Source organism: Candidatus Atribacteria bacterium, from assembly GCA_011056645.1.
Taxonomy (GTDB): domain Bacteria; phylum Atribacterota; class Phoenicimicrobiia; order Phoenicimicrobiales; family Phoenicimicrobiaceae; genus Sediminicultor; species Sediminicultor quartus.
The window spans coordinates 1-20,311 of record DSEL01000012.1 but is presented as its reverse complement, the minus strand read 5'-3'; the positions used below and the strand labels follow the sequence as shown (position 1 = coordinate 20,311).

The window sequence follows — 20,311 nt, the reverse complement described above, 5'->3', positions numbered from 1 at the left end:
GATTCAATATATCCTAAAGATAATTTAGAAGAAAAACTTGAAAAAATAAGACAGGCAGAATTTAAATTTATTGAATTCTGGGATTGGCGCGATAAAGATTTTAATTTAATTGCGAAAAGCGGTTTGAAGGTTTCTAATTTTAGCGGGAATAGAATTTCATCTTTAACCTTAGATGATAAAGAAAATGTTATTCAGGAAGTAAATACCTCTATGGATGAAGCAAAGCGATTAAAATGTGACCACCTAATGTTGTTATCAGATAGATTAGAAAGTGATGGAAGTGTCAAGATTAATGGGATAAGTAGTGAAAAAAAATTACTTCGTTTATACGATAATCTTAAAATCCTGGTTGAGATTGCCAAAAAGAGAGACATTATGCTGGTGATCGAACCTTTAAATTCTTTGAAGGACCATAAAAATTATTTTTTAGACAATTTTCAATTGACTCTTGAATTGGTTAAATCAATAAATTCTGAGTATCTTAAAATACTTTACGATATATACCATATGCAGATTATGGGAGGAAATGTATTAGATACTTTACAAAAATATCACCAATTTATTGGATATATTCATGTGGCAAATGTTCCTTACCGATGTGAACCCTGGCTCGGAGAACTAGACTACAAGTTTATCCTTAAAGAATTTTCCAAAGTTTATTCAGGATTTGTAGGTTTTGAGTTTTTTGTAAAAGAAAAAAGATTTACTTATAAGAGTCTGTTTCATTGGATTCAGTCAATTAATTCATGAATAGAATACACTGTAAACGATTAGCCAGATTTTACATGATAATCGGAACACCTTACTCGCATTGCGCATGAACGAAATAAATGCATAGGAGGTGGTTTAAATAAATAAAATAACCCAATGAAAGTCATATCAAGCTTTCATAAAAACTTTGTGTCAAATGGTTTTGTATAAATAAAAAATATAAGGAGGATAAGATTATGTCTAAGAAACTGTCAAATTATTGGATAATTTTAATAGTATGCATTATACTGATTGGTCTATTTTCTTTAGGCGCCTTTGCTGCCAAAACAAAGTTAGTATATATTACTGCTGGAGATGTGAATATGCTTGCTTTAGGTCAGCATGTAATAGGCCCTCAATTCAGCGAAAAATATCCCGATGTAAGCGTGATGACCGTTCATGTTGGTCCTGGAAACGCAGGTTCTCGTTTAATTTTTGAGAAACTTATGGCAGATAAGGATAAAGAAGAAGGCGATATAGATGTAGCCATGGTACATCAAATTTTCTTGAAATGGGCACTAGAGGAAGGTGGTCTTCTTCTTGATTATGCTAAAGACATAGATACCTGGAAATATATTACTTCTCCCTTTGCTAAAAATTCTCTAGGTGTTGATGTAGAAGGCTATTGTATGCCGATGTTTCATAGTCAAACAGTTCTTGCCTATAATCCAAAATATGTTTCCGATCCACCCAAAACTTATGAAGAAATAGTAAAATGGACTAAAGAACACCCCGGAAAATTTGGTTATAACGGGATAAAAGGCGGTATGTCAGGAGTAGCATTTACGGTAGGATGGATCTATTGGAAGACTGGGAAATATGAAAAGTATGCCGTTACCGGACCTTTCAATGAAGCCGAAATTGCTACCTGGGAAGAACCCATCAAAGAGCTGAAAGAGTTTAATAAAGATGTTACTTTAACCGGTGGAAATGTAGCAACCCTTGATGCACTTAACAGAGGAGAAATTTGGATGGGACCAGTCTGGGTTGATATGTTCTTAAGCTGGATGGCAGAGGGTAAATTAGATCCTGGGACCCGTATTCTTCTCCCTGAACCAGGTATGCCCGGACAACCTATGTATTTTGTAATTCCTAAGAATTCACCTCACCCTGAAGAAGCGAAAAAATTTGTTGAGTTTGTTACTTCACCGGCGGTACAAGCAGAAGAAATTGTGAAAAGATTTAACTGGTATCCGGGGATTGACGGAAGTTATGTTAAAGATTTTGTTAGTCAAGAAACCTTTGATGTAATATATAAAGATGTAACTCCGGAAATGTTGTCTAAGTATGGGTTGGCGTTTCCACTTGGCGATTATTTTGATGCTATGTTAGAAGCTTGTGAATAAGATGCAACCACTTTAGGAGAAATTAAATGGGGAACAATTTTAAGAATGAATTGGCTGCTGGAAAGAATGAAATAGGAGTTGGGGTTGAAAAACCCCACTCCTATACTAATTTTCTTCCTTATATATTGGTATTTCCTGCAGTAATGGTAATTTTATTGTTATATTTATACCCTTTCCTTACTTCGTTTTGGAAAAGCTTTATCAGCAAAGAAGGGGTTTTAAGTTTAGCAAATTACAAAAAAACATTAAATTTGTATCGGTATGATATTTTATTTACGATGGGAGTAACTGCGCTTAGCACTTTAATTGCTACAGTTTTAAGTATTCTTGTTGCAGTATATTTAAGGTTATCTACAGGATGGTTAGCTAATAGTATTGGAATTTTATATAGATTACCAATCTTTCTTCCTTTTGTAGTCGTTGCTCAGATGATGAGAAGTTTTTTAGCTCCCCATGGAATACTCAATCTCTTTTTGGCGAAATTAAATTTTATTAACATTGAAAATCCTTTAGAGCTTTTTAATTGGATTGGTTTAATTTTCGGTTTCGTATGGAAAGAAGCGCCTTTTATGATACTTATAATTTTAGGTGGTTTTCAGATGATCGACAATTCTTATCTTGAGGCAGCAAAAAGTGTAGGAGCAAAACTGCCTCAGATTATAACCAAAGTTCTTATTCCGATGAATAAGCCGACTATTCTTGTTGCGGTCACTTTAGTTTTTTGTTCTCTGGTTGGATGTTTTAGTTTCCCCTATATGCTTATCGGAGGGAAATCCCCAGTTACTATTACCGTAGATATTGCCCACCGTGTAAATTATTTTGGTGATTATGGAGTAGCAAATGCATTGGGAGTTTTCTCATACATATTGGTCAGTATATTAGCAATTTACTATGTAAGAAGTATGATGAGAAAAGGTCTTTATGATTGATGGAGGTTATTCATGCATAAAAGTGGTTTTAGAAAAACTATTGAAATAATCATATTTTCGGTATTTATATTTTTCCTATTTGCCCCTTTATTAAGTTTGTTGATTTGGTCTGTGGCACTAAGATGGTATTGGCCCAATACGCTTCCTCAAAAGATAGGATTTGATTACTGGTTTCAGGCTTTAGGAATCACTAAAAGTCTAACCCTGGGGGCGGTAAACGTAATTCCGGCTTTTTTATTAAGTTTGGGCATTGCAATTATTGTAGTTATCGTGACTATGGCTATTGCTATTCCGGCTGGTTATTCGTTGGCAAAACTTAAGATCCCTGCTCTATTAAAAGGGATAATTTTAATATTATTTTTATTACCACGGGCATTCCCCCAGCAGCCGGTATTTATTAATTTAATGTTAATGTTTAATAAGGTAGGTTTAACCGGAACTGTGTTGGGAGTAATTTTGGTACACCTTGTTGTAGGTTTGGTTTTTGCAGTTTGGATTACTGCCAGCACTTTTAGCTCAATTCCTCCGGAGTTAGAAGAGGCTGCCCGCAGTGTAGGTGCATCAAGATTAAAAGCATTTTTAAAAGTAACTATACCTATTTCAACTCCAGGACTTATAGCCAGTGCAGTATTTGTATTCCTTACTTCTATGGATGAATTTACCGGCACTTTCTTTATAGGGATTCCTTTTGTAACGACTCTTCCCATGACCCTTTATTCAGCAAGCGGCTCAAATATTCAATTTGCATCAGTCATTGCTATATTGTTATTGATCCCTTCAATTCTTTTTATGATAATTATTCAAAAATTCCTCAAAGCTGAACATTTAGGAGGAATAGGGGGATAAATTAAGATTTAAAAGTAACCAGATACTACTTGGAGGTAATTTATTTTATGGCAATTCTTAAAGTAAAAAATTTAAATAAACATTTCGGAAAAGTAAAGGCAGTTCAAGAAGTTAGCTTTGAAGCACCAGAAGGAAAAGTATTAAGCCTTTTAGGGCCTAGTGGATGTGGGAAAACAACTTCACTTCGATGTATAGCCGGTTTTGAGAATCCTGACAGTGGAGAGATTTATTTAGATGATAGAAAAATTACCCATATTCCTCCTGAAAAAAGGGGCATCGGGATGGTTTTTCAAAATTACGCACTTTGGCCGCATATGACGGTTTATGGAAATTTAGCTTTTGGTTTGCAAATTAGAAAAGTACCCAAAAATGAAATAATCAAAAAAATAAAAAGGGTATTGGGTATGGTACAATTGGAAGGTTACGAAAATAGGTTTCCCCGGCAAATGAGCGGCGGACAGCAGCAGCGTATTGCTATGGCTCGAGCACTGGTATTTGAACCGGAGATAATGTTGCTTGATGAACCACTTAGTAATTTAGATGCTCAATTAAGGGAAGAGATGCGTTTTGAATTTACTGAATTACAGAAAAAACTAGGAATTACTGCAATTTATGTTACTCATGATCAAGCAGAAGCATTAGTAATCTCAGATAAAATTGTAATTCTTAACCAGGGCAAGATAGTTCAATCTGGTACACCAAAAGAAATTTTTTCTCATCCAAGAAATAAATTTGTAGCCGGATTTATTGCGGTTACCAGTTTTATGGATGGTAAAGTTGATTCCTTTGCCGAAGAGAAGAAAAAAATTATTATAAAAACGGATGATGGTCTTACTATCCAGGGCAACAACAACCATTTTTCTATAGAACAAAGAGTCTCGGTCGCTATAAGAATGAATGCAGTCGATTTTATTAAAGATGAAGATGAAATAGCAAAAAATTCCATAAACCTATTTAAAGGAAAAATAATTCAATCTTCTTATTTGGGGAATATTGTAGACTATAAAATTAGTACAGGTAATTGGATCGTTCGAACTAATTCGGAAGTGAAAACCAATTTTAAAGTTGGGGATGAGGTTACATTTTATTTACCCCCGGAAAAAATAATTGTGACTTCAGAAAAATAATTTTTTATTTATCAGGAGAAATATGAAACCAATCATTCTTTATTCCGAAGCCGGTATTGCTACCCAGATAGTAATTTCTGCAGAAGGTAATCATTATATGGTGGATTCAGGAGATGGTACCTTAAGAGATTTATTGAATCAAAAAATTGACTTTAAGAAAATAAGGGGAATATTCTTAACTCATGGGCATTATGACCATCTTGGCGGGTTGTACTCTTTGTTAGGGCATTTTAGGGTGATTGAAAGAAAAGATCCCATCAACATTTATTTTCCAGAAGGTTGTCGAGAAGCCTTACAAATTATTTATGCTTTTCAACAAAGTTATAAGGACTGTTCTTTTAAAATTAATGTTCATGAAGTTAGCGATCAAGAGGAGATCAAGCTGAAAAACGTAAAAGTAAAAGTATATAAGATGAGACATTATGCTTCCGTGGGGGTTAATCGTCTTTTGCATCCAGACCCAGCAGTTGGTTACAGATTTATTTACCAAGGGAAATCAGTAGCTATAAGTGGAGATACCGGAATTTGTTCAGGTTTAAAGAAATTAGTGCAGGATGCGGATTTAGCTTTAATAGATTCTACTTTAGATAAAAATGAGGAAAATGATGAATTGTTAGAGAAATTACACCTTTCCAGGGAGAAGGCAGAAGAAATTGGAAAATTAGCGAAAAAATTTATTCCCATTCATCAACATAAAAGATAAATTAATTTTTAATATTCTAATTTTTATAGATTTTTTATATAATTAAAAAATATTCTAGAGGAGAAAAGCAAGAGATATTTTAAAGATGATAGAAAATAACAGAGAAGTCAATTTAAAAGAATATGAAGTAATTTTACTTGGGCATTTTGCCCAGGATTGCGATATCATAGATGGAATCGAAAAGGAAGTTATCGGAAGTGCTGTGTATTACGGTGCCTTTCCTTTGAAGGCGATTGGAGTTAATGTTGCTCTGGTAACCAAGCTTGCCAAAAAGGATTTCCCCTTATTGGCAGTTTTTAAAGAAGCAGATATTCCTGTATTTGCCTGCGAAACCACTGAAACTACCGGGATAAGAAATATTTATTCTCTTGATGACCCGGACAATCGCCAAAGTTATTATATGAGATTTGCTGGCTCATTTCAGGAAAGAGATTTTCCCAATATTAAAGCAAAAGTTATTCATATTGCTTCCTTAATGCAAAAAGAAGTTCCGGTTACCATGATAAAGAAATTATCAGAAATGGCCTTGCTTAGCATCGATGTTCAAGGATTTATGAGAACAAAAGTAAAGGAAGGAACCAGACTTGCCTTAGAAAATTGGAAAGAGAAAGAAGAAATTATTCCATTGCTACAATATTTGAAAGCAGATATAAAGGAAGCAACAGTTTTAACCGGGACATCCGATTTGCATAAAGCAGCTGAGATATTAGCAAAAATGGGAGCAAAAGAAATTTTACTTACTCACAAAGAAGGCGTGCTTTTGTATGTTAATGGTCAATATTATCAAGCTCCCTTCACTCCAAAATTCTTAAGAGGACGCAGTGGAAGAGGAGATACTTGTATTTCTACTTACATAGGAAAACGTCTAACCTTAGAACCATATCCCTCATTATGCTATGCAGCTGCTTTGACCACTTTGAAGTTAGAACACGAAGGTCCTTTTAAGGGTGAGATAAAAGAGGTCGAAGCTTTAGCTAAAAAATTTGAGCAGGAAGGAAAACCATAACTTAACCAAAATATTTAATTGTGTTAAAAATATTAATAATAAAATTATTTCACCATAAATTGTATTTATTCAGAATGATTTAATAATATTTAAAATAAAGAGAAAGGAAGCGTATATTATGGAAAAAGTTAATGTAGGTATCATTGGTGTTGGCAGAATAGGGAGATTACATGCCCGAAATTTAAAATATCAGATTTCCGGTTCAAAAGTATTAGCAATTGCTGATGTTTTTGAAAAGAGTGCCCGAGAGGTAGCAGCTCAATTAGAAGTCCCTATTGTAGAAAAAGATTATCGAGTTTTATTAAATAATAAAGATATTGATGCAGTAGTAATTTGTTCATCTACCGATACACATGCTCAAATAATATCCGAAGCAGCTGAAGCAGGAAAACACATTTTTTGCGAAAAACCTATAGCTTTAGATATAGATAAAATTGACCAGGCTATAACTGCAGTGAAAAATGCAGGAGTAAAATTACAGGTAGGATTTAATCGCCGATTTGACCCCAGCTTTAAAAAAGCCAGGGAGCTAGTAGCTAAAGGAACAATTGGAATACCTCACCTGTTGCGAATAACCAGCAGGGACCCCGAACCACCGCCTATCAGTTATATCAAAGTATCCGGGGGAATATTTTTAGATATGATGATTCACGATTTTGATATGGCTCGGTATATTTTAAATCAAGAAGTGATGGAGTTAATGGCAGTGGGCAGCTGCTTAGTTGACCCGGCCATTGGAGAGGCAGGAGATATTGATACAGCAATAGTCACTCTGAAGTATAAGAATGGTGCCTGGGGGACCATAGATAATAGCCGCAAAGCTGTTTACGGCTATGACCAGCGTATAGAAATATTTGGTTCGGAAGGCTGTATAATGGTAGGGAATCCAACACCAACAGAAGTAAGAATTAATGGCTCAAAAGACACCAAGACTGATAAACCTCTTTATTTCTTTACGGAGCGATATCAGGAAGCATACTTAGCCGAAATGGGAGAATTTATTAAATGTGTTCAAGAGGATATAGAGCCGTCAGTGAGTGGATTCGATGGTAAAGTCTCTGTCCAATTGGGGTATGCTGCGAAAGAATCCCTGATTAATGGTATTTTTGTAAAAATAAGTGAGTAAAAATTAGAGAAAAGAAAGGGAAGTAAGGATAAATTATGAATCCTACTATTAAGGATGTGGCAGAATTAGCAGATGTCCATTCCTCTACCGTTTCTCGGGTAATAAATGGTGATTCTCGAATAAGTGAAAAGACGACAAATAAAGTTCTTTTAGTAATTAAAAAATTGGGATATACTCCTAATGCAATTGCTAGGGGGTTAAAAACAAAAAGGACTTACACCCTGGGGATGTTAATTCCCGATATTACTAATCCTTTTTTTGCTGAAATAGCTCGAGGGGCGGAAGACGCAGCAAGCAAAAGAAGTTTTAATATTATATTGTGCAATACTGATGATAAACTAAAAAAGGAGAGAATATATTTAGAAATATTACGGGGGAAAAGAGTGGATGGTTTAATATTGGGGACAGCTCACACCAAAGACAAAAGTATTTTAGAATTAGAAAAGAAAAAATTTCCCTATTTATTGGTTTCTCGAAATATCGAAGGGTTGGAAAAGAATTGTATCATTGTAGATGATGTAGAAGGTGGCGTGATGGCTACTGAATATTTAATTAAACTGGGTCATCGCCGAATTGCTCATATTACTGGTCCTCTTAAGACCAGGTCAGGGCTAAATAGATTAAAAGGTTATCAATTGGCTTTGAAAAAACATAAAATTGAATATAATGATGAATTAGTAGGAGAAGGTGATTTTAGAATCAAAGGCGGCTATCAGGTTATGAAGAAGTTTTTAAAATTAGTTAAACCACCTACCGCTATATTTGCTGCTAATGATCTACTTGCCTTGGGAGCTATGCAGGCTATTCAAAAAAAGAATTTTCATATCCCGGAAGATTTTTCAGTCATAGGTTTTAACGACATTAAGTTGGCATCTTTTGTCTATCCTGCGTTAACTACTATTCGTCAACCGATGTTGGAGATGGGAGCATTAGCAGTAAAAATGTTGTTAAGAATAATTGAGGAGGGAGAATTTAATCAGAAAAAAATAATGTTAAAGCCAAAATTGATTATAAGGGAATCTTGTAAAGAAAAGAAAATAAAATAAATGAAGAAAATTATTAAAATAAGCTTAAAAAGGAGAAATAAAAATGAAAACTGTTACTTTGTATGCTGATTGGCAGCCTAAGCCGGATTTTAAATTAGGGGCAAAAGATATCGATAGGAAACTTACTTATTTAGGAAGTAAAGTTTGGAAAAATCCTGAGCTTAAAATAGTGGATAAGGATATTCCTAAAATTGGTTCTACTGAAGTTTTGATTAAAGTAAAAGCCTGTGGAATCTGTGGTAGTGATGTTCACATGGCTCAACCCGATGATGATGGTTATATTTGGTATCCCGGGCTTACTGCTTTTCCGGCGACCCTCGGTCATGAATTTTCAGGAATTGTAGTTGATGCAGGCGTGCAGGCTATCAACAAGAGAACAGGAAAAAAATTTGAAGAAGGGGAAGCAGTAACTGCAGAAGAAATGTTCTGGTGTGCTTCTTGCCGGCCTTGTGCGGATGGCTACCCTAATCATTGTGAAAAATTACAGGAGATTGGTTTTAGTTGTGACGGCGCTTTTGCAGAATATGTCAAGGTTGATTCCCGCTATATTTGGAGTCTGGAGGAATTAAAGAGAGTTTATAAGGGTAATGATTTGTACCTAGCTGGTAGCTTGGTCGAACCTACCTCAGTGGCTTATAATGCGGTAATTGAACGAGGAGGAGGAATAAGACCGGGAGACAACGCGGTGATTTTAGGAGGAGGACCTATTGGTCTGGCTGCGGTAGCGATAATGAAAAAAGCCGGAGCTTCCAATGTAATTCTCTCTGAACCTTCTGAATCGAGAGCAAAATTAGGAAAGTTAATGGGAGCAGACCATATTATTAATCCAGTTAAAGAAAATTTTTCAGAGAGAGTATTAGATATAACCGGTGGTCTGGGGGCTAAATTGTATCTGGAAGCGACAGGTTTACCTGATAAGGTCTGGGCGGATATTGAGCAAGCGATTTGGGAAGGCAAGATGATTAACAGTACAGTAGTAATTGTAGCCCGCGCTGATAAAAAGATTCCGGTAACCGGAGAAGTGTTTCAGGTACGGAGGGCTTCTATTGTTGGTTCACAAGGTCATTCTGGGCATGGAACATTCCCCAGGGTGATCAGTTCAATGGCTTCCGGGATGGATATGACGCCATTAATTACCAAAAAGATAACCTTAAGCGAAGTTCCGGAAAATATTGTTCTTCTAAGGACTAATAGAACAGAATGCAAGATTACCTGTGAGTTTAAATAAATTAAGGAAAAGGAGACAAAAAAATGCCAGATAAAAAAAACGAAAAATGGTTAACTACCGATTACCCCCAGATAGTTTTTGAAAATACGCAAGTAGGTAGATTAAAAAAAGAATTATTTGATGCACCGATGAGTAAGATAGAAGAGATACTGAAAGAATATAAAATCCCTTCTCCTTCTGAATTAGGCAAGGCAGGGAGCTATATTCAAACTACTCCTCGCATGCATGTTATTGAAAACAGGCGTAAAGATGATTTTGTTTTTGTACCGGTAGGATGTACTGAATGTCATGGTGATTACGCCAATACCGGTCTGGATACTTTTATGGTCACCCAGATTTGCGAAGGAGTGCACCGTTATATAAAAAATAGAGATGGTGTAGGCTGTAGTTTAGCCTTACCTCCTCTTAATTATGGTGGGCATCCCTATCATCATTGTGGTATGGCTGGCACTATCATTATGCCTGAAGATGTAGTAAGGGAAACTATGATCAATGTAATGTATGGACTCTGGAATGATGGTTTTCGTAAGCAGATGTGGGTGAATAATCATGGGCAATTATGGATATTAGAATCTGCGCTTCAGGAATTCTTCAAGCGTTATCAATTACCCGCGATTATAAGAGTCATTGATTGGCATCGAGCCATTAGAGAATTCTTTATTCCTATTGACCGCAAAGATAGCCTAACTACTGATTTTGTTCATGCCGACGAGGCTGAGGCATCGGTTGCTCAATTACTTTTCCCTGAGATGCTGGATATGCAGTATGCAGTAGACACTGAAGGTGATTCATTACTGCCCGGAGGTCATTTTGATACCTCGGTTGACCCTTATCATCGACCTCAGGGGTGGCAGCAAGGAGAAGGTCAATCTGCCATTGAAAGATCAGCTGTTCCGGAAGGAGTAGTAGGTTGTCCAACTCGAGCGAGTGCCGAAAAAGCAAAACGTCCTATTGCCGCTATTCTCAGATATTTAACTTTGGTTCATGATGAAGTGATGGGAACCTATCCGGCAGGAAAATTGCCTCCGGTAGAAAAGATCAGCTTACGTGACCCCAAAGAGATGGAGCCATTTTTAAAAGAACCGATGAGCAAGGGCTGGAAATCTGTATTTGAGTTGCCATATATCGGACAGATAAATAGCTTATAGTGAATAGTTTTTTGTCATTGCGAGCGAGTGTAACGAGCGCGGCAATCTTATAAAATAGCGTATAGAGTATAGCATTAAAGTTAAAAATTTAAAGCTAAAAGCGAAAAACCATAATTCAAAATTAAAAACTTTTTCAGATAATGTATTGTTTTTTGTGTAGGGGGCGGATTTATCCGCCCCGTGTTAATTGGTAATTTCTTTCAGCGGGCTCGATGAATCGGACCCCTACTTTATTAATTTTAAGGGGAGTATAAAACAATGAAAAAAAGTATTGTCGTTTCGACTTCCTCAACCAAATTTTCAGCTTTAGCCTTTAAAGAAGATTTTGAAAAGAGCGTTAAGAAAGTGGCAGACTTAGGTTTTGACGGTGCAGAATTAGCGATAAGGAATCCAAGGGATTTAAAGGTAGGAAATATTATTGAGATAATAAAAGAAAATAATTTAAAAGTTCCCGCCATAGGTACAGGACAGGCTTACGGAGAAGAAGGTTTGAGTTTTTCTGATGCTGATGAAACTATCAGAAAGATGGCAGTAGAAAGAATAAAAGACCAGATAATTTTTGCTTCCCATTTTGAGGCTCAGGTAATTATTGGATTAATAAGAGGGAAGATTGAAGAAGGTGTAAACAGGTCAGAAGCCGAAGAATGGACTATTAACTGTTTGAGAGAATGTACGAAATTTGCTAAGGAATACAATATACAGCTTACTTTAGAACCGGTAAATAGATACGAAAGTAATTTTATTAATACCCTCAACCAGGGAATTGAATTTATTAAACGGGTAGGAGCATCTAATTTAGGATTATTAGCAGATACTTTTCACATGAATATTGAAGAAGTTTCGATTTATAGCAGCATTATTCAAGCAAAAGATTATATTACCCATGTCCATTTTGCTGACAGTAACCGCTGGGCTCCGGGTTGTGGTCATCTGGATTTCGCTAAAATAGTGCATACTTTGAAAAACATAGGATACCGGGGTTATGTATCTGCAGAAATTATCCCTTTCCCGGACTCTGATAGTTCTGCGCGAATTACTGCTGAAACCTTAAATAAATTGAATATTAGTTAATTATATCTTTTACTATAAAAATAATTTTAAAAATACGCCAAAACTCTACAAAGTAGCATCCTTAATCTGTAAATTGACAACCAAAAAACCTTTAAATATAATAAAGTTAAAAGGAATGAGATAGTGGATTATTTTCTTATTTTTTTCTCTTTTTTTCACTTTCCAGAAATTGGTAATTATTAATAGTTAACCGTGAATATCTTATGTATCATCCGATAAAAGTACCCATCCGTTTGTGTAGAGGAGAACATATATAAAAAAAAGGGGGGTGATAAAAAATATAATTATCGTGTATTAAAATAATTGATTAATTTGTATTTAATAAAAGGAGGTCGTAAGAATGTTAAAAAAAAGCTTATTTTTAACCATTTGTATAACTTTAATTTTTTCCTTCGCAATGACTTTGAATGCCCAGGAACTATGGAAACCTACTAAACCTGTTACCCTTATTGTTCCTTGGTCTGCTGGAGGAGCTACTGACCAAATTACCCGCTTATGCGCTGGGGAATTAGAAGGAGCCTTAGGTCAGAAAATAGTTATCGTTAACCAACCTGGTGCTTCAGGATCGGTAGGGACGAAAACGGTAATGGATGCTGCTAGAGATGGTTATTCCTGGGCTTCAGGGGCGGTAGGAGATCTTGGTACCTATAAAATTTTAGGATTTTTAGATACCCAAGTTGAAGATTGGCATATCTATCTTAATGTAGCAAATGTTATGGTTATTTCTGTACATCCCGATACGCCTTATCAAAGTTTTGATGACTTATTAAAAGCCTTTAAGGAAAGGCCGGGCGAAATAACTGTTTCCACAGCTGGTATGATGTCCGCTGGTCGAGTAGCGATGGAAGGCATTAAGAAAGTAACCGGAATCGAATATGAACATGTCACCTATGATGGTGGTGCTCCAGCTGTCGTTGCCTGCGTTGCAGGAGAAACAGAAGTTACTGCCCAATTAGCCAGTGAACAGGCAGATATGATTCGAGCTGGAAAACTTCGTCCTTTAGCGGTGATGGCCGAACAACCTCTAGAAATTGCTGATTTTGGTGTGATTGATCCCATTACTAAATGGTTACCTGATCTTGAACCAACACCTTCCTACTTTGGAATATTTATCCCCAGAGGAGTCCCCGATCAGGTAGTCAATACGATGAACAAGTTATGGAGAGAAGAAATCGTTGGTAATGAAAAAATAAAAGTATATGCTAAAGATAGAGGCGCCATATTTGCACCATACTGGGGATTAGAAGGTCTGGTAAGATCCTTCCCAGTAGTCCAGTTTTATGCCTGGTTATATTATGGGATGGGTAAAGCTGAAGAATCCCCTTATGATCTAGGAATAGCTGAACCATAGAATTATTAGAAGCTAAGGGGAAAATATTTATAGGGAAATATTTTCCCCTTATAAGAATTTATCAATGAGAAAAATTAAGAAGAGGGGAGAAGAATAATCATATGGAGCCTAAAAATATGGATAAAGCAGACTTTATCACATCTATTTTTCTGGTTATTTTTGGGCTGGCAATTTTTTTAATATCAATTCGTATGCCCACTTTTAGAAATTTGGGAGCAAACCCATATTCTGCGCCCGGAATTGTACCCTCTATGTTAGGAGCGATTATCTTCATTCTTGGTATGATCTTATTTTTCCGTTCTATCGCTCGGGAAGGATATAAGATTAATTATTCATTAAATAGTATTAAAAAAATTATTACAAAAAAACCTATTCAGCGATTTTTAACTGTTTTATTCCTATCACTAAGTTATGTCTTTCTCTTGGGGAAAGTAGACTATTTTTTATTGTCTAGTGGATATATTTTTGTTTTTATTTTGGCATATGAGTTAAATATTAAAAAAAGTATAGTTCAACAAAATAAAACCATGATTTTTGCACTGGCAGAAGCTGTATTAATTGGCGGATCAATTGCCCTTGTCTTCAGATATTTATTTTTAATTAGATTACCGTAGTTTGGGAGGAGCAAATATTGCAAGGACTGACTGAATTAGGCCAACAACTTTTAGGATTTTTAACCATAAGATATATATTTGATATTTTATGGAGTACTCAATTAGGTATTATTGTAGGAATGCTTCCAGGGCTAACAGCCACGATGGGTGTTGCTTTAATGACCACCCTTACTTATAAGTTTAACACTGACCATGCTGTTTTAATTTTAATTTGTATGTATATAGGGGCAATTTTTGGGGGGAGCCGAACTGCAATTTTAATTAATATTCCAGGGACGCCGGCTAATGCAGCTACTACAGTAGATGGAAATCCACTAGCACGACAGGGAAGAGCTGGAGAAGCCATGGGAATAGCTACTACTGGTTCTTTTCTTGGTTCATTATTTGGAATGATCATGTTAGCTGTTTTTACTCCAATTATTGGAAATGCTGCTCTTAATTTCTATTCATTTGAATATTTTTGGTTAACGATCTTTGGGATCATTATTTGTGGAACATTAACTGCCCCTAAAGATCCTTTGAAAGGTTGGATCGCAGGGTTTTTTGGTTTATTTGTGGCTACCATTGGCATGGAAGGAATGCATGCCTACCGCCGTTTTACTTTCGGTAACGTTGATTTAGGAGGAGGTATCGCTTTATTGCCGGCAATGATAGGAGTTTTTGGATTTTCTGAGGTACTAATGACCATGAAGCAGCCGGCGATAAAAATAGTGAGCAGAAAAATTGAAAAAGTAATCCCCTACCCTCGAGAGATTTTGAAATATTGGAGAACTATTATTCGCTCAGGATTCATTGGAACAGTCATTGGAGCAATTCCCGGTGTGGGAGAAGATATTGGTGCATGGGTTTCCTATGATTTTGCTAAAAAAGCAAGTAAACAACCCGAAAAATATGGGAAAGGAAGTATTGAAGGTTTACTGGCAGCCGAAACAGGAAATAATGCTGCTGTAGCAGGCGCAATAATACCTGTGTTATCATTAGCTATTCCCGGTTCTGCACCGGCAGCAGTTCTTTTGGGAGCAATGATAATTCATGGGATACGTCCAGGGCCATTGTTGATGATTGAGCATCCTGATTTTGTAATTCAGGTGGTAGCAATGTTCTTTCTGGCCACTTGTGCTATGTTTATTTTGGGATTAATGTTAATAAGAGTTTTTATTAAGATCCTTTTAATTCCTCGAGAACGACTAATGCCTGTTATTTTTTCTCTATGTGTTATTGGTGCTTATGCATTATCATCGAGAATCTTCGATATATGGATAATGGCGGTATTTGGTTTGATCGGATATGCTATGAAGGAAATGGATTATCCAGTAGCTCCTGCTGTTTTAGGAATTATTCTAGGAGACTTACTTGATAAAAATTTAAGAAGGAGTTTAATTTTAACCAAAGGGGATATTATTCCCTTGTTTACTCGCCCTATTTCATTTGTTTTAGTCTTATTAATTATATTTACTATTGTTAGCCGAACGAAATGGTTTGAGCAAACTACCAGTTTTTTCAAAAATCGTTTAAGACTATTTTTAAGAGGAAGGATTCATTAAATTAAATTTTATTAGTTATTATTCATGTTTTCAAAAAATAAAAATAGGAGCCAATTAGAGATGTTTAATATGGAAAAAAATAGGATAAGGATAGGCATAGTGGGGTCTGGTTTTGCCGCAAATTTTCATTTCCGTTCTTATTTAAAGATTCCAGGGCTTAAGGTAAAAGTAACAACAGTCTATTCCAGAAATAAGGAAAATTGCCAAAAATTTGCCAGTCAGAGAAAGATCAATCCCTCTTCTTCTATGGAAGAATTAATCAATCAGGTTGATGTAGTTGATTTGTGTGTTCCGGGTTTTTTGCATGAAAAATTGGCTATCCAGGCGTTAAACGCAAACAAAGATGTAATTGTAGAAAAACCTTTTACTGGGTATTATGGAAAAGAAGGTGATGAGCAATTTCTTGGTAATCGCTTTTCTAAAGAAATAATGTTAAAAGAAGCTTTAGCCAGTGCTGGAAGGATGTTGAAGGCAGAAGAAAAAAGCCGTGGGAAAATTTTTTATGCTGAAGATTGGATCTATACGCCTTCAATCCAAAAAGAAGTAGAAATTCTAAAAGAAAGTCATGGGCAAATATTAAGGTGTATAGGTGAAGAATCCCATAGTGGTTCTCATTCTAAAGCTTATGGCATTTGGAACCAATCGGGCGGAGGGTCTTTGATTGGGAAAGGCTGTCACCCCTTATCGGCGATTCTTTATCTTAAGAGAATTGAGGGGATGGAAAGATATGGAAAGTCGATAAGACCAGTAAAGGTTAGTTGTCGTACCCATGAAATTACTCGGGATGCCGCCTATATTAATTCAGGTTATTTACGCACTGATTATTATGATGTTGAAGATTATGCTTTACTACATGTTATTTTTGAAGATGGTACGGTTGGTGATGTTTTTGCTTCTGAAGTCGTTATGGGAGGAGTAAATAATTATTTAGAGATTTTTGCTAATAATCATCGTATCCGATGTAATTTAGGGCACTTTGATATGATTCAACTATTTAACCCCAAGGAAGAACAACTAAAGGATACTTATATTGTAGAAAAAATTGAAACGAAACAGGGCTGGAGTTTCCCATCCCCGGATGAAGATTGGGCTTTCGGTTATCCTCAAGAATTAACTGATTTTATCTATTGTATTTTAAATGATAAAGTTCCTCAATCCGATTCTCAGTTAGGTTATGATACAGTAGCAGTCTTATATACTGCTTACGTCTCAGCTGAAAGAAAAGGCCAGGAGGTTGAAATTCCTCGAGAATAACCAAATAATTAATATCATTCTTTTTAGGAGAAAAATCAGATGAGTTATGGTTTTGGCATTATTGGTTTAGGACTAATTGCTGATTTTCATGCCCGAGCTATCCAAGAAATGCAAGGTGGAAAACTAGTTGCCTGTTTTTCTAGACATCAGGAAAAGGCTGAAAAGTTTGCTAAAAAATATCAATGTCAGGGATATTCTTCATTAGAACAATTTTTAAGTCATCCTGGATTGGATATCGTTAATATCTGTACTCCCTCCGGTGCCCATTTAGAGCCTGCTTTGATTGCAGCAGCAGCCGGGAAGCATTTAATTGTAGAAAAACCTTTGGAAATTACTCTTTCACGATGTGATAAAATTATTAGAGCTTGTGAAGAAAACGGAGTAAAGTTAACCGGTATTTTTGAGTCCAGATTTTTTAAATTAACCTCTGTCATTAAAAAGGCAGTGGATCAAGGACGATTTGGTCAAATGGTCTTGTGTGATGCTTATATAAAGTGGTATCGCTCTCAAGATTATTATAGAAAAGGAAGGTGGCGTGGGACTTGGAAATTGGATGGCGGTGGTGCTCTCATGAATCAATCCATTCATGCTATTGATCTTTTACATTATTTTGCCGGAGAAGTTGAAGAGATCCAAGCCTTTACTGAAACGATTGGACACCAAGGAATTGAAGTCGAGGATAATGCAGTAGCTCTATTAAGGTTTAAAAGCGGAGCATTGGGAGTGATTGAAGGCTCTACCTCAGTATATCCTGGATTTCTAAAAAGAATTGAACTTTCAGGTATCGAGGGTAGCGTAATTATGGAAGAAGAAGATCTTAAAGTATGGCGCTTTAAAAACGAACTGCCTGAGGATAAAGAGATAAGGAATCAATTTTTTTCACAAACCAAATCTGGGGGTGGAGCTTCTGATCCTGGGACAATTGATTTTTGTGGCCATCAATACCAATTTGAAAATATGGTAGAAGCGATTAAGAATAATAAGGAACCTTTAGTTAATGGATATGAAGCGAGAAAGGCAGTTGAGATTATTCTGGGAATTTATAAAAGTGCCCGGGAAGGAAAAAAGGTAAAATTACCCTTATAATTTTAAAATTATTTAAAGTAGGGAGAATAGGATGTATCTTAGTGGATTTGCTGATGAAGCAGCTGATGATATTGAAAATCAGATAAAAGTAACGAAGGAACTGGGTTGGAATTACATTGAGGCTCGGCAAGTTAATCAACAAAATATAACTACTCTTTCTGAAGAAGATTTTGATTTTATTTGCCAAAAATTAAAAAAAGAAGAAGTAAAAATAAATTGTTTTGCTTCTACCATTGCTAATTGGCAAAAAACGATTGATTCACCACTACAAGAAGATTTAAAGGAAGTCAGGCAAGCAATTCCCAGAATGAAAAAATTACAGGTCAAAATGGTAAGAATTATGAGTTATGCTCCCTTAAAGGATCAGGAAGGAAATATCTTGCCTGAGCAAAGAGAAGAAGAAATATTTCGCCGTCTTAGGATTATTTGTAAAATGTTTAATGAGGAAGGAATCTTACCCGTGCATGAAAATTGCATGACTTACGGTGGTCTAAACTGGCAAAACACCATGAAACTTATACATAATGTACCAGGTTTAAGTCTAGTTTATGATACTGGGAATCCCCTTGTAGTTGCTCTTTCTGAGATACAGGATTTTAAAAATAAGGATGTGAATAAGAATATCACCTGGGAATTCTATTCTCATGTTAAAGATCATGTTTCTTATGTTCATATCAAAGATTGTCGCTACAATGCAGTAAAAAAACAAATAGAGTATACTCTTCCGGGAGAAGGACAAGCGTCTGTTAAGCAAATTGTTAAAGACTTATTAGATAATGGTTATGATGGTGGATTTTCCATCGAGCCTCATATGGCAGTGGTATTTCATGACCCTAAAGTTAGATCGGGAACTCAAGAAAGACTGGAAAACTATATCAAGTATGGACGTCATTTTATGAAGCTTTTAGGAGAAATTAAGCATGAGGAGAGTAAAAAAATAATTGAATGATTTAGATATAAAAGAGTGCGGTCTGGAATAAATTGGCTGAATAAATAAGTGAAGAGTTAAAGGAGCTAAAAGGATGAAAAAATACTTCAGGAAAGGTCAATTAATGGTGAAAGTATACGAAAATAAAAATTCTATGGGGAAAGCTGCAGCTGAGAAAGCAGCTAAAATATTAGTAGACGCAATAAAAGAAAAAGGCGAAGCTAATTTCATAGCAGCGACTGGCGCATCCCAATTTGAATTTTTACACAATCTTACCAGCATTTCATCTATTGATTGGTCAAAATTATCCATGTTTCACTTAGACGAGTATGTAGGACTTCCGGAAACTCATCCAGCAAGCTTTAGAAGATACTTAAAGGAAAGGTTGATCAATAAAGTACATCCGGGAAATGTATATTTAATTAAGGGAGATGCTGAGAATCCAGAGCTTGAATGTGAACGTTTGGGTAAAATTATAATTCAAAAGAAGATTGATCTCGCCTTTGTGGGAATTGGAGAAAATGGGCATCTCGCCTTTAATGATCCTCCGGCTGACTTTGATACTAATAAATCCTATCTTGTAGTTGAGTTGGATGATTCCTGCAGAAAACAACAACTTAACGAGGGATGGTTTGAAAATATTGATCTAGTTCCCAAAAAAGCAATTTCAATGTCAATTAATCAGATCATGAAATCAGAAAATATAATTTGTACTGTTCCGGATAATCGAAAAGCACAGGCGGTAAAAAATTGTTTTGAAGAAGAAATTTCCCCCTTATATCCTGCTTCAATTTTGAGAAAACACCCACAAGTTTATTTTTATTTAGATAAAAATTCAGATAGTTTAATTAATAAATAATTGAATAGGAACGTAAATATTTATTTATATTACTTTCAATTGGTGGCTTGTTAATTTTACAGAAAAATCAGGATCGACTCAACATAATTTATGTCTTAAAAAATGTTTTAATATAATCTTGCTACAAATATTTGACAAAATTAAAAATCATCTTGTATAATATAACTAGCCTTGAATATAGAAATAATTTCTATATTATAGAAATTATCAAAGGGAAACGAGATGGAAAAAATAAACCCTAATTACCCCATAAAAGTTTTAGATAAAACCTTCTCTCTTCTTGATCTTTTACTTCAACATAGTTCCTCTATGCATATGACCGAAATTAGTGAAAAACTAGGGTTATATC

19 protein-coding genes are annotated in these 20,311 nt (G+C 35.5%); all 19 read left to right on the top strand.

Annotation, left to right across the window (positions count from 1 at the left end; genetic code table 11):
* On the top strand, positions 1 to 750 hold a 750-nt coding region (locus ENO17_00625; GenBank protein HER23561.1), incomplete at its 5' end, for a hypothetical protein.
* 197 nt (positions 751 to 947) lie between these two features.
* Positions 948 to 2,096: an extracellular solute-binding protein gene (locus ENO17_00620; protein HER23560.1), complete on the top strand. Its 1,149-nt coding sequence runs from the start codon at positions 948 to 950 to the stop codon at positions 2,094 to 2,096.
* A 26-nt stretch (positions 2,097 to 2,122) separates the two neighbouring features.
* Entirely contained in the window at positions 2,123 to 3,025 is a 903-nt protein-coding gene (locus ENO17_00615; protein ID HER23559.1) for an ABC transporter permease subunit, read from the top strand.
* A 12-nt stretch (positions 3,026 to 3,037) separates the two neighbouring features.
* The gene (locus ENO17_00610) at positions 3,038 to 3,871 is read left to right on the top strand and encodes an ABC transporter permease subunit (protein ID HER23558.1); all 834 of its coding nucleotides are present in this window, start codon (positions 3,038 to 3,040) and stop codon (positions 3,869 to 3,871) included.
* Between the two features lie 47 nt (positions 3,872 to 3,918).
* A complete protein-coding gene (locus ENO17_00605; protein HER23557.1) occupies positions 3,919 to 4,998 on the top strand; it encodes an ABC transporter ATP-binding protein in 1,080 nt (359 codons plus the stop codon).
* Positions 4,999 to 5,020: 22 nt separating this feature from the next.
* Positions 5,021 to 5,701 (top strand): ribonuclease Z, encoded by a 681-nt coding sequence (locus ENO17_00600; GenBank protein ID HER23556.1) that lies wholly within the window; start codon positions 5,021 to 5,023, stop codon positions 5,699 to 5,701.
* 85 nt (positions 5,702 to 5,786) lie between these two features.
* On the top strand, positions 5,787 to 6,707 hold the full coding sequence (locus ENO17_00595; GenBank protein ID HER23555.1) for a hypothetical protein: 921 nt from the start codon (positions 5,787 to 5,789) through the stop codon (positions 6,705 to 6,707).
* 118 nt (positions 6,708 to 6,825) lie between these two features.
* Positions 6,826 to 7,833, top strand: coding sequence for an inositol 2-dehydrogenase (gene iolG, locus ENO17_00590; GenBank protein HER23554.1), 1,008 nt, complete (start codon positions 6,826 to 6,828; stop codon positions 7,831 to 7,833).
* Between the two features lie 35 nt (positions 7,834 to 7,868).
* On the top strand, positions 7,869 to 8,879 hold the full coding sequence (locus ENO17_00585) for a LacI family transcriptional regulator (protein HER23553.1): 1,011 nt from the start codon (positions 7,869 to 7,871) through the stop codon (positions 8,877 to 8,879).
* Positions 8,880 to 8,922: 43 nt separating this feature from the next.
* Positions 8,923 to 10,107, top strand: coding sequence for an alcohol dehydrogenase (locus ENO17_00580; protein HER23552.1), 1,185 nt, complete (start codon positions 8,923 to 8,925; stop codon positions 10,105 to 10,107).
* A gap of 23 nt (positions 10,108 to 10,130) precedes the next feature.
* On the top strand, positions 10,131 to 11,255 hold the full coding sequence (locus tag ENO17_00575) for a creatininase family protein (GenBank protein HER23551.1): 1,125 nt from the start codon (positions 10,131 to 10,133) through the stop codon (positions 11,253 to 11,255).
* A gap of 258 nt (positions 11,256 to 11,513) precedes the next feature.
* Entirely contained in the window at positions 11,514 to 12,326 is an 813-nt protein-coding gene (locus ENO17_00570; protein HER23550.1) for a sugar phosphate isomerase/epimerase, read from the top strand.
* A gap of 340 nt (positions 12,327 to 12,666) precedes the next feature.
* Positions 12,667 to 13,677 (top strand): tripartite tricarboxylate transporter substrate binding protein, encoded by a 1,011-nt coding sequence (locus tag ENO17_00565; GenBank protein ID HER23549.1) that lies wholly within the window; start codon positions 12,667 to 12,669, stop codon positions 13,675 to 13,677.
* A 101-nt stretch (positions 13,678 to 13,778) separates the two neighbouring features.
* A complete protein-coding gene (locus ENO17_00560) occupies positions 13,779 to 14,291 on the top strand; it encodes a hypothetical protein (protein ID HER23548.1) in 513 nt (170 codons plus the stop codon).
* Between the two features lie 119 nt (positions 14,292 to 14,410).
* The gene (locus ENO17_00555; protein ID HER23547.1) at positions 14,411 to 15,835 is read left to right on the top strand and encodes a transporter; all 1,425 of its coding nucleotides are present in this window, start codon (positions 14,411 to 14,413) and stop codon (positions 15,833 to 15,835) included.
* Between the two features lie 69 nt (positions 15,836 to 15,904).
* On the top strand, positions 15,905 to 17,089 hold the full coding sequence (locus ENO17_00550) for a Gfo/Idh/MocA family oxidoreductase (GenBank protein HER23546.1): 1,185 nt from the start codon (positions 15,905 to 15,907) through the stop codon (positions 17,087 to 17,089).
* 39 nt (positions 17,090 to 17,128) lie between these two features.
* Entirely contained in the window at positions 17,129 to 18,175 is a 1,047-nt protein-coding gene (locus tag ENO17_00545) for a Gfo/Idh/MocA family oxidoreductase (GenBank protein HER23545.1), read from the top strand.
* A 31-nt stretch (positions 18,176 to 18,206) separates the two neighbouring features.
* On the top strand, positions 18,207 to 19,124 hold the full coding sequence (locus tag ENO17_00540) for a sugar phosphate isomerase/epimerase (protein HER23544.1): 918 nt from the start codon (positions 18,207 to 18,209) through the stop codon (positions 19,122 to 19,124).
* A 73-nt stretch (positions 19,125 to 19,197) separates the two neighbouring features.
* Complete coding sequence (locus tag ENO17_00535) at positions 19,198 to 19,962, top strand: glucosamine-6-phosphate deaminase (GenBank protein ID HER23543.1); 765 nt, start codon at positions 19,198 to 19,200, stop codon at positions 19,960 to 19,962.
* Positions 19,963 to 20,311 lie beyond the last annotated feature (349 nt).

Coding starts and splice junctions, on each gene's coding strand:
- ENO17_00565 (HER23549.1), top strand. CDS start 12,667: ATGTTAAAAAAAAGCTTATTTTTAACCATTTGTATAACTTTAATTTTT.
- ENO17_00540 (HER23544.1), top strand. CDS start 18,207: ATGTATCTTAGTGGATTTGCTGATGAAGCAGCTGATGATATTGAAAAT.
- ENO17_00620 (HER23560.1), top strand. CDS start 948: ATGTCTAAGAAACTGTCAAATTATTGGATAATTTTAATAGTATGCATT.
- ENO17_00535 (HER23543.1), top strand. CDS start 19,198: ATGAAAAAATACTTCAGGAAAGGTCAATTAATGGTGAAAGTATACGAA.
- iolG (HER23554.1), top strand. CDS start 6,826: ATGGAAAAAGTTAATGTAGGTATCATTGGTGTTGGCAGAATAGGGAGA.
- ENO17_00560 (HER23548.1), top strand. CDS start 13,779: ATGGAGCCTAAAAATATGGATAAAGCAGACTTTATCACATCTATTTTT.
- ENO17_00600 (HER23556.1), top strand. CDS start 5,021: ATGAAACCAATCATTCTTTATTCCGAAGCCGGTATTGCTACCCAGATA.
- ENO17_00550 (HER23546.1), top strand. CDS start 15,905: ATGGAAAAAAATAGGATAAGGATAGGCATAGTGGGGTCTGGTTTTGCC.
- ENO17_00615 (HER23559.1), top strand. CDS start 2,123: ATGGGGAACAATTTTAAGAATGAATTGGCTGCTGGAAAGAATGAAATA.
- ENO17_00595 (HER23555.1), top strand. CDS start 5,787: ATGATAGAAAATAACAGAGAAGTCAATTTAAAAGAATATGAAGTAATT.
- ENO17_00545 (HER23545.1), top strand. CDS start 17,129: ATGAGTTATGGTTTTGGCATTATTGGTTTAGGACTAATTGCTGATTTT.
- ENO17_00580 (HER23552.1), top strand. CDS start 8,923: ATGAAAACTGTTACTTTGTATGCTGATTGGCAGCCTAAGCCGGATTTT.
- ENO17_00610 (HER23558.1), top strand. CDS start 3,038: ATGCATAAAAGTGGTTTTAGAAAAACTATTGAAATAATCATATTTTCG.
- ENO17_00605 (HER23557.1), top strand. CDS start 3,919: ATGGCAATTCTTAAAGTAAAAAATTTAAATAAACATTTCGGAAAAGTA.
- ENO17_00570 (HER23550.1), top strand. CDS start 11,514: ATGAAAAAAAGTATTGTCGTTTCGACTTCCTCAACCAAATTTTCAGCT.
- ENO17_00585 (HER23553.1), top strand. CDS start 7,869: ATGAATCCTACTATTAAGGATGTGGCAGAATTAGCAGATGTCCATTCC.
- ENO17_00555 (HER23547.1), top strand. CDS start 14,411: ATGCTTCCAGGGCTAACAGCCACGATGGGTGTTGCTTTAATGACCACC.
- ENO17_00575 (HER23551.1), top strand. CDS start 10,131: ATGCCAGATAAAAAAAACGAAAAATGGTTAACTACCGATTACCCCCAG.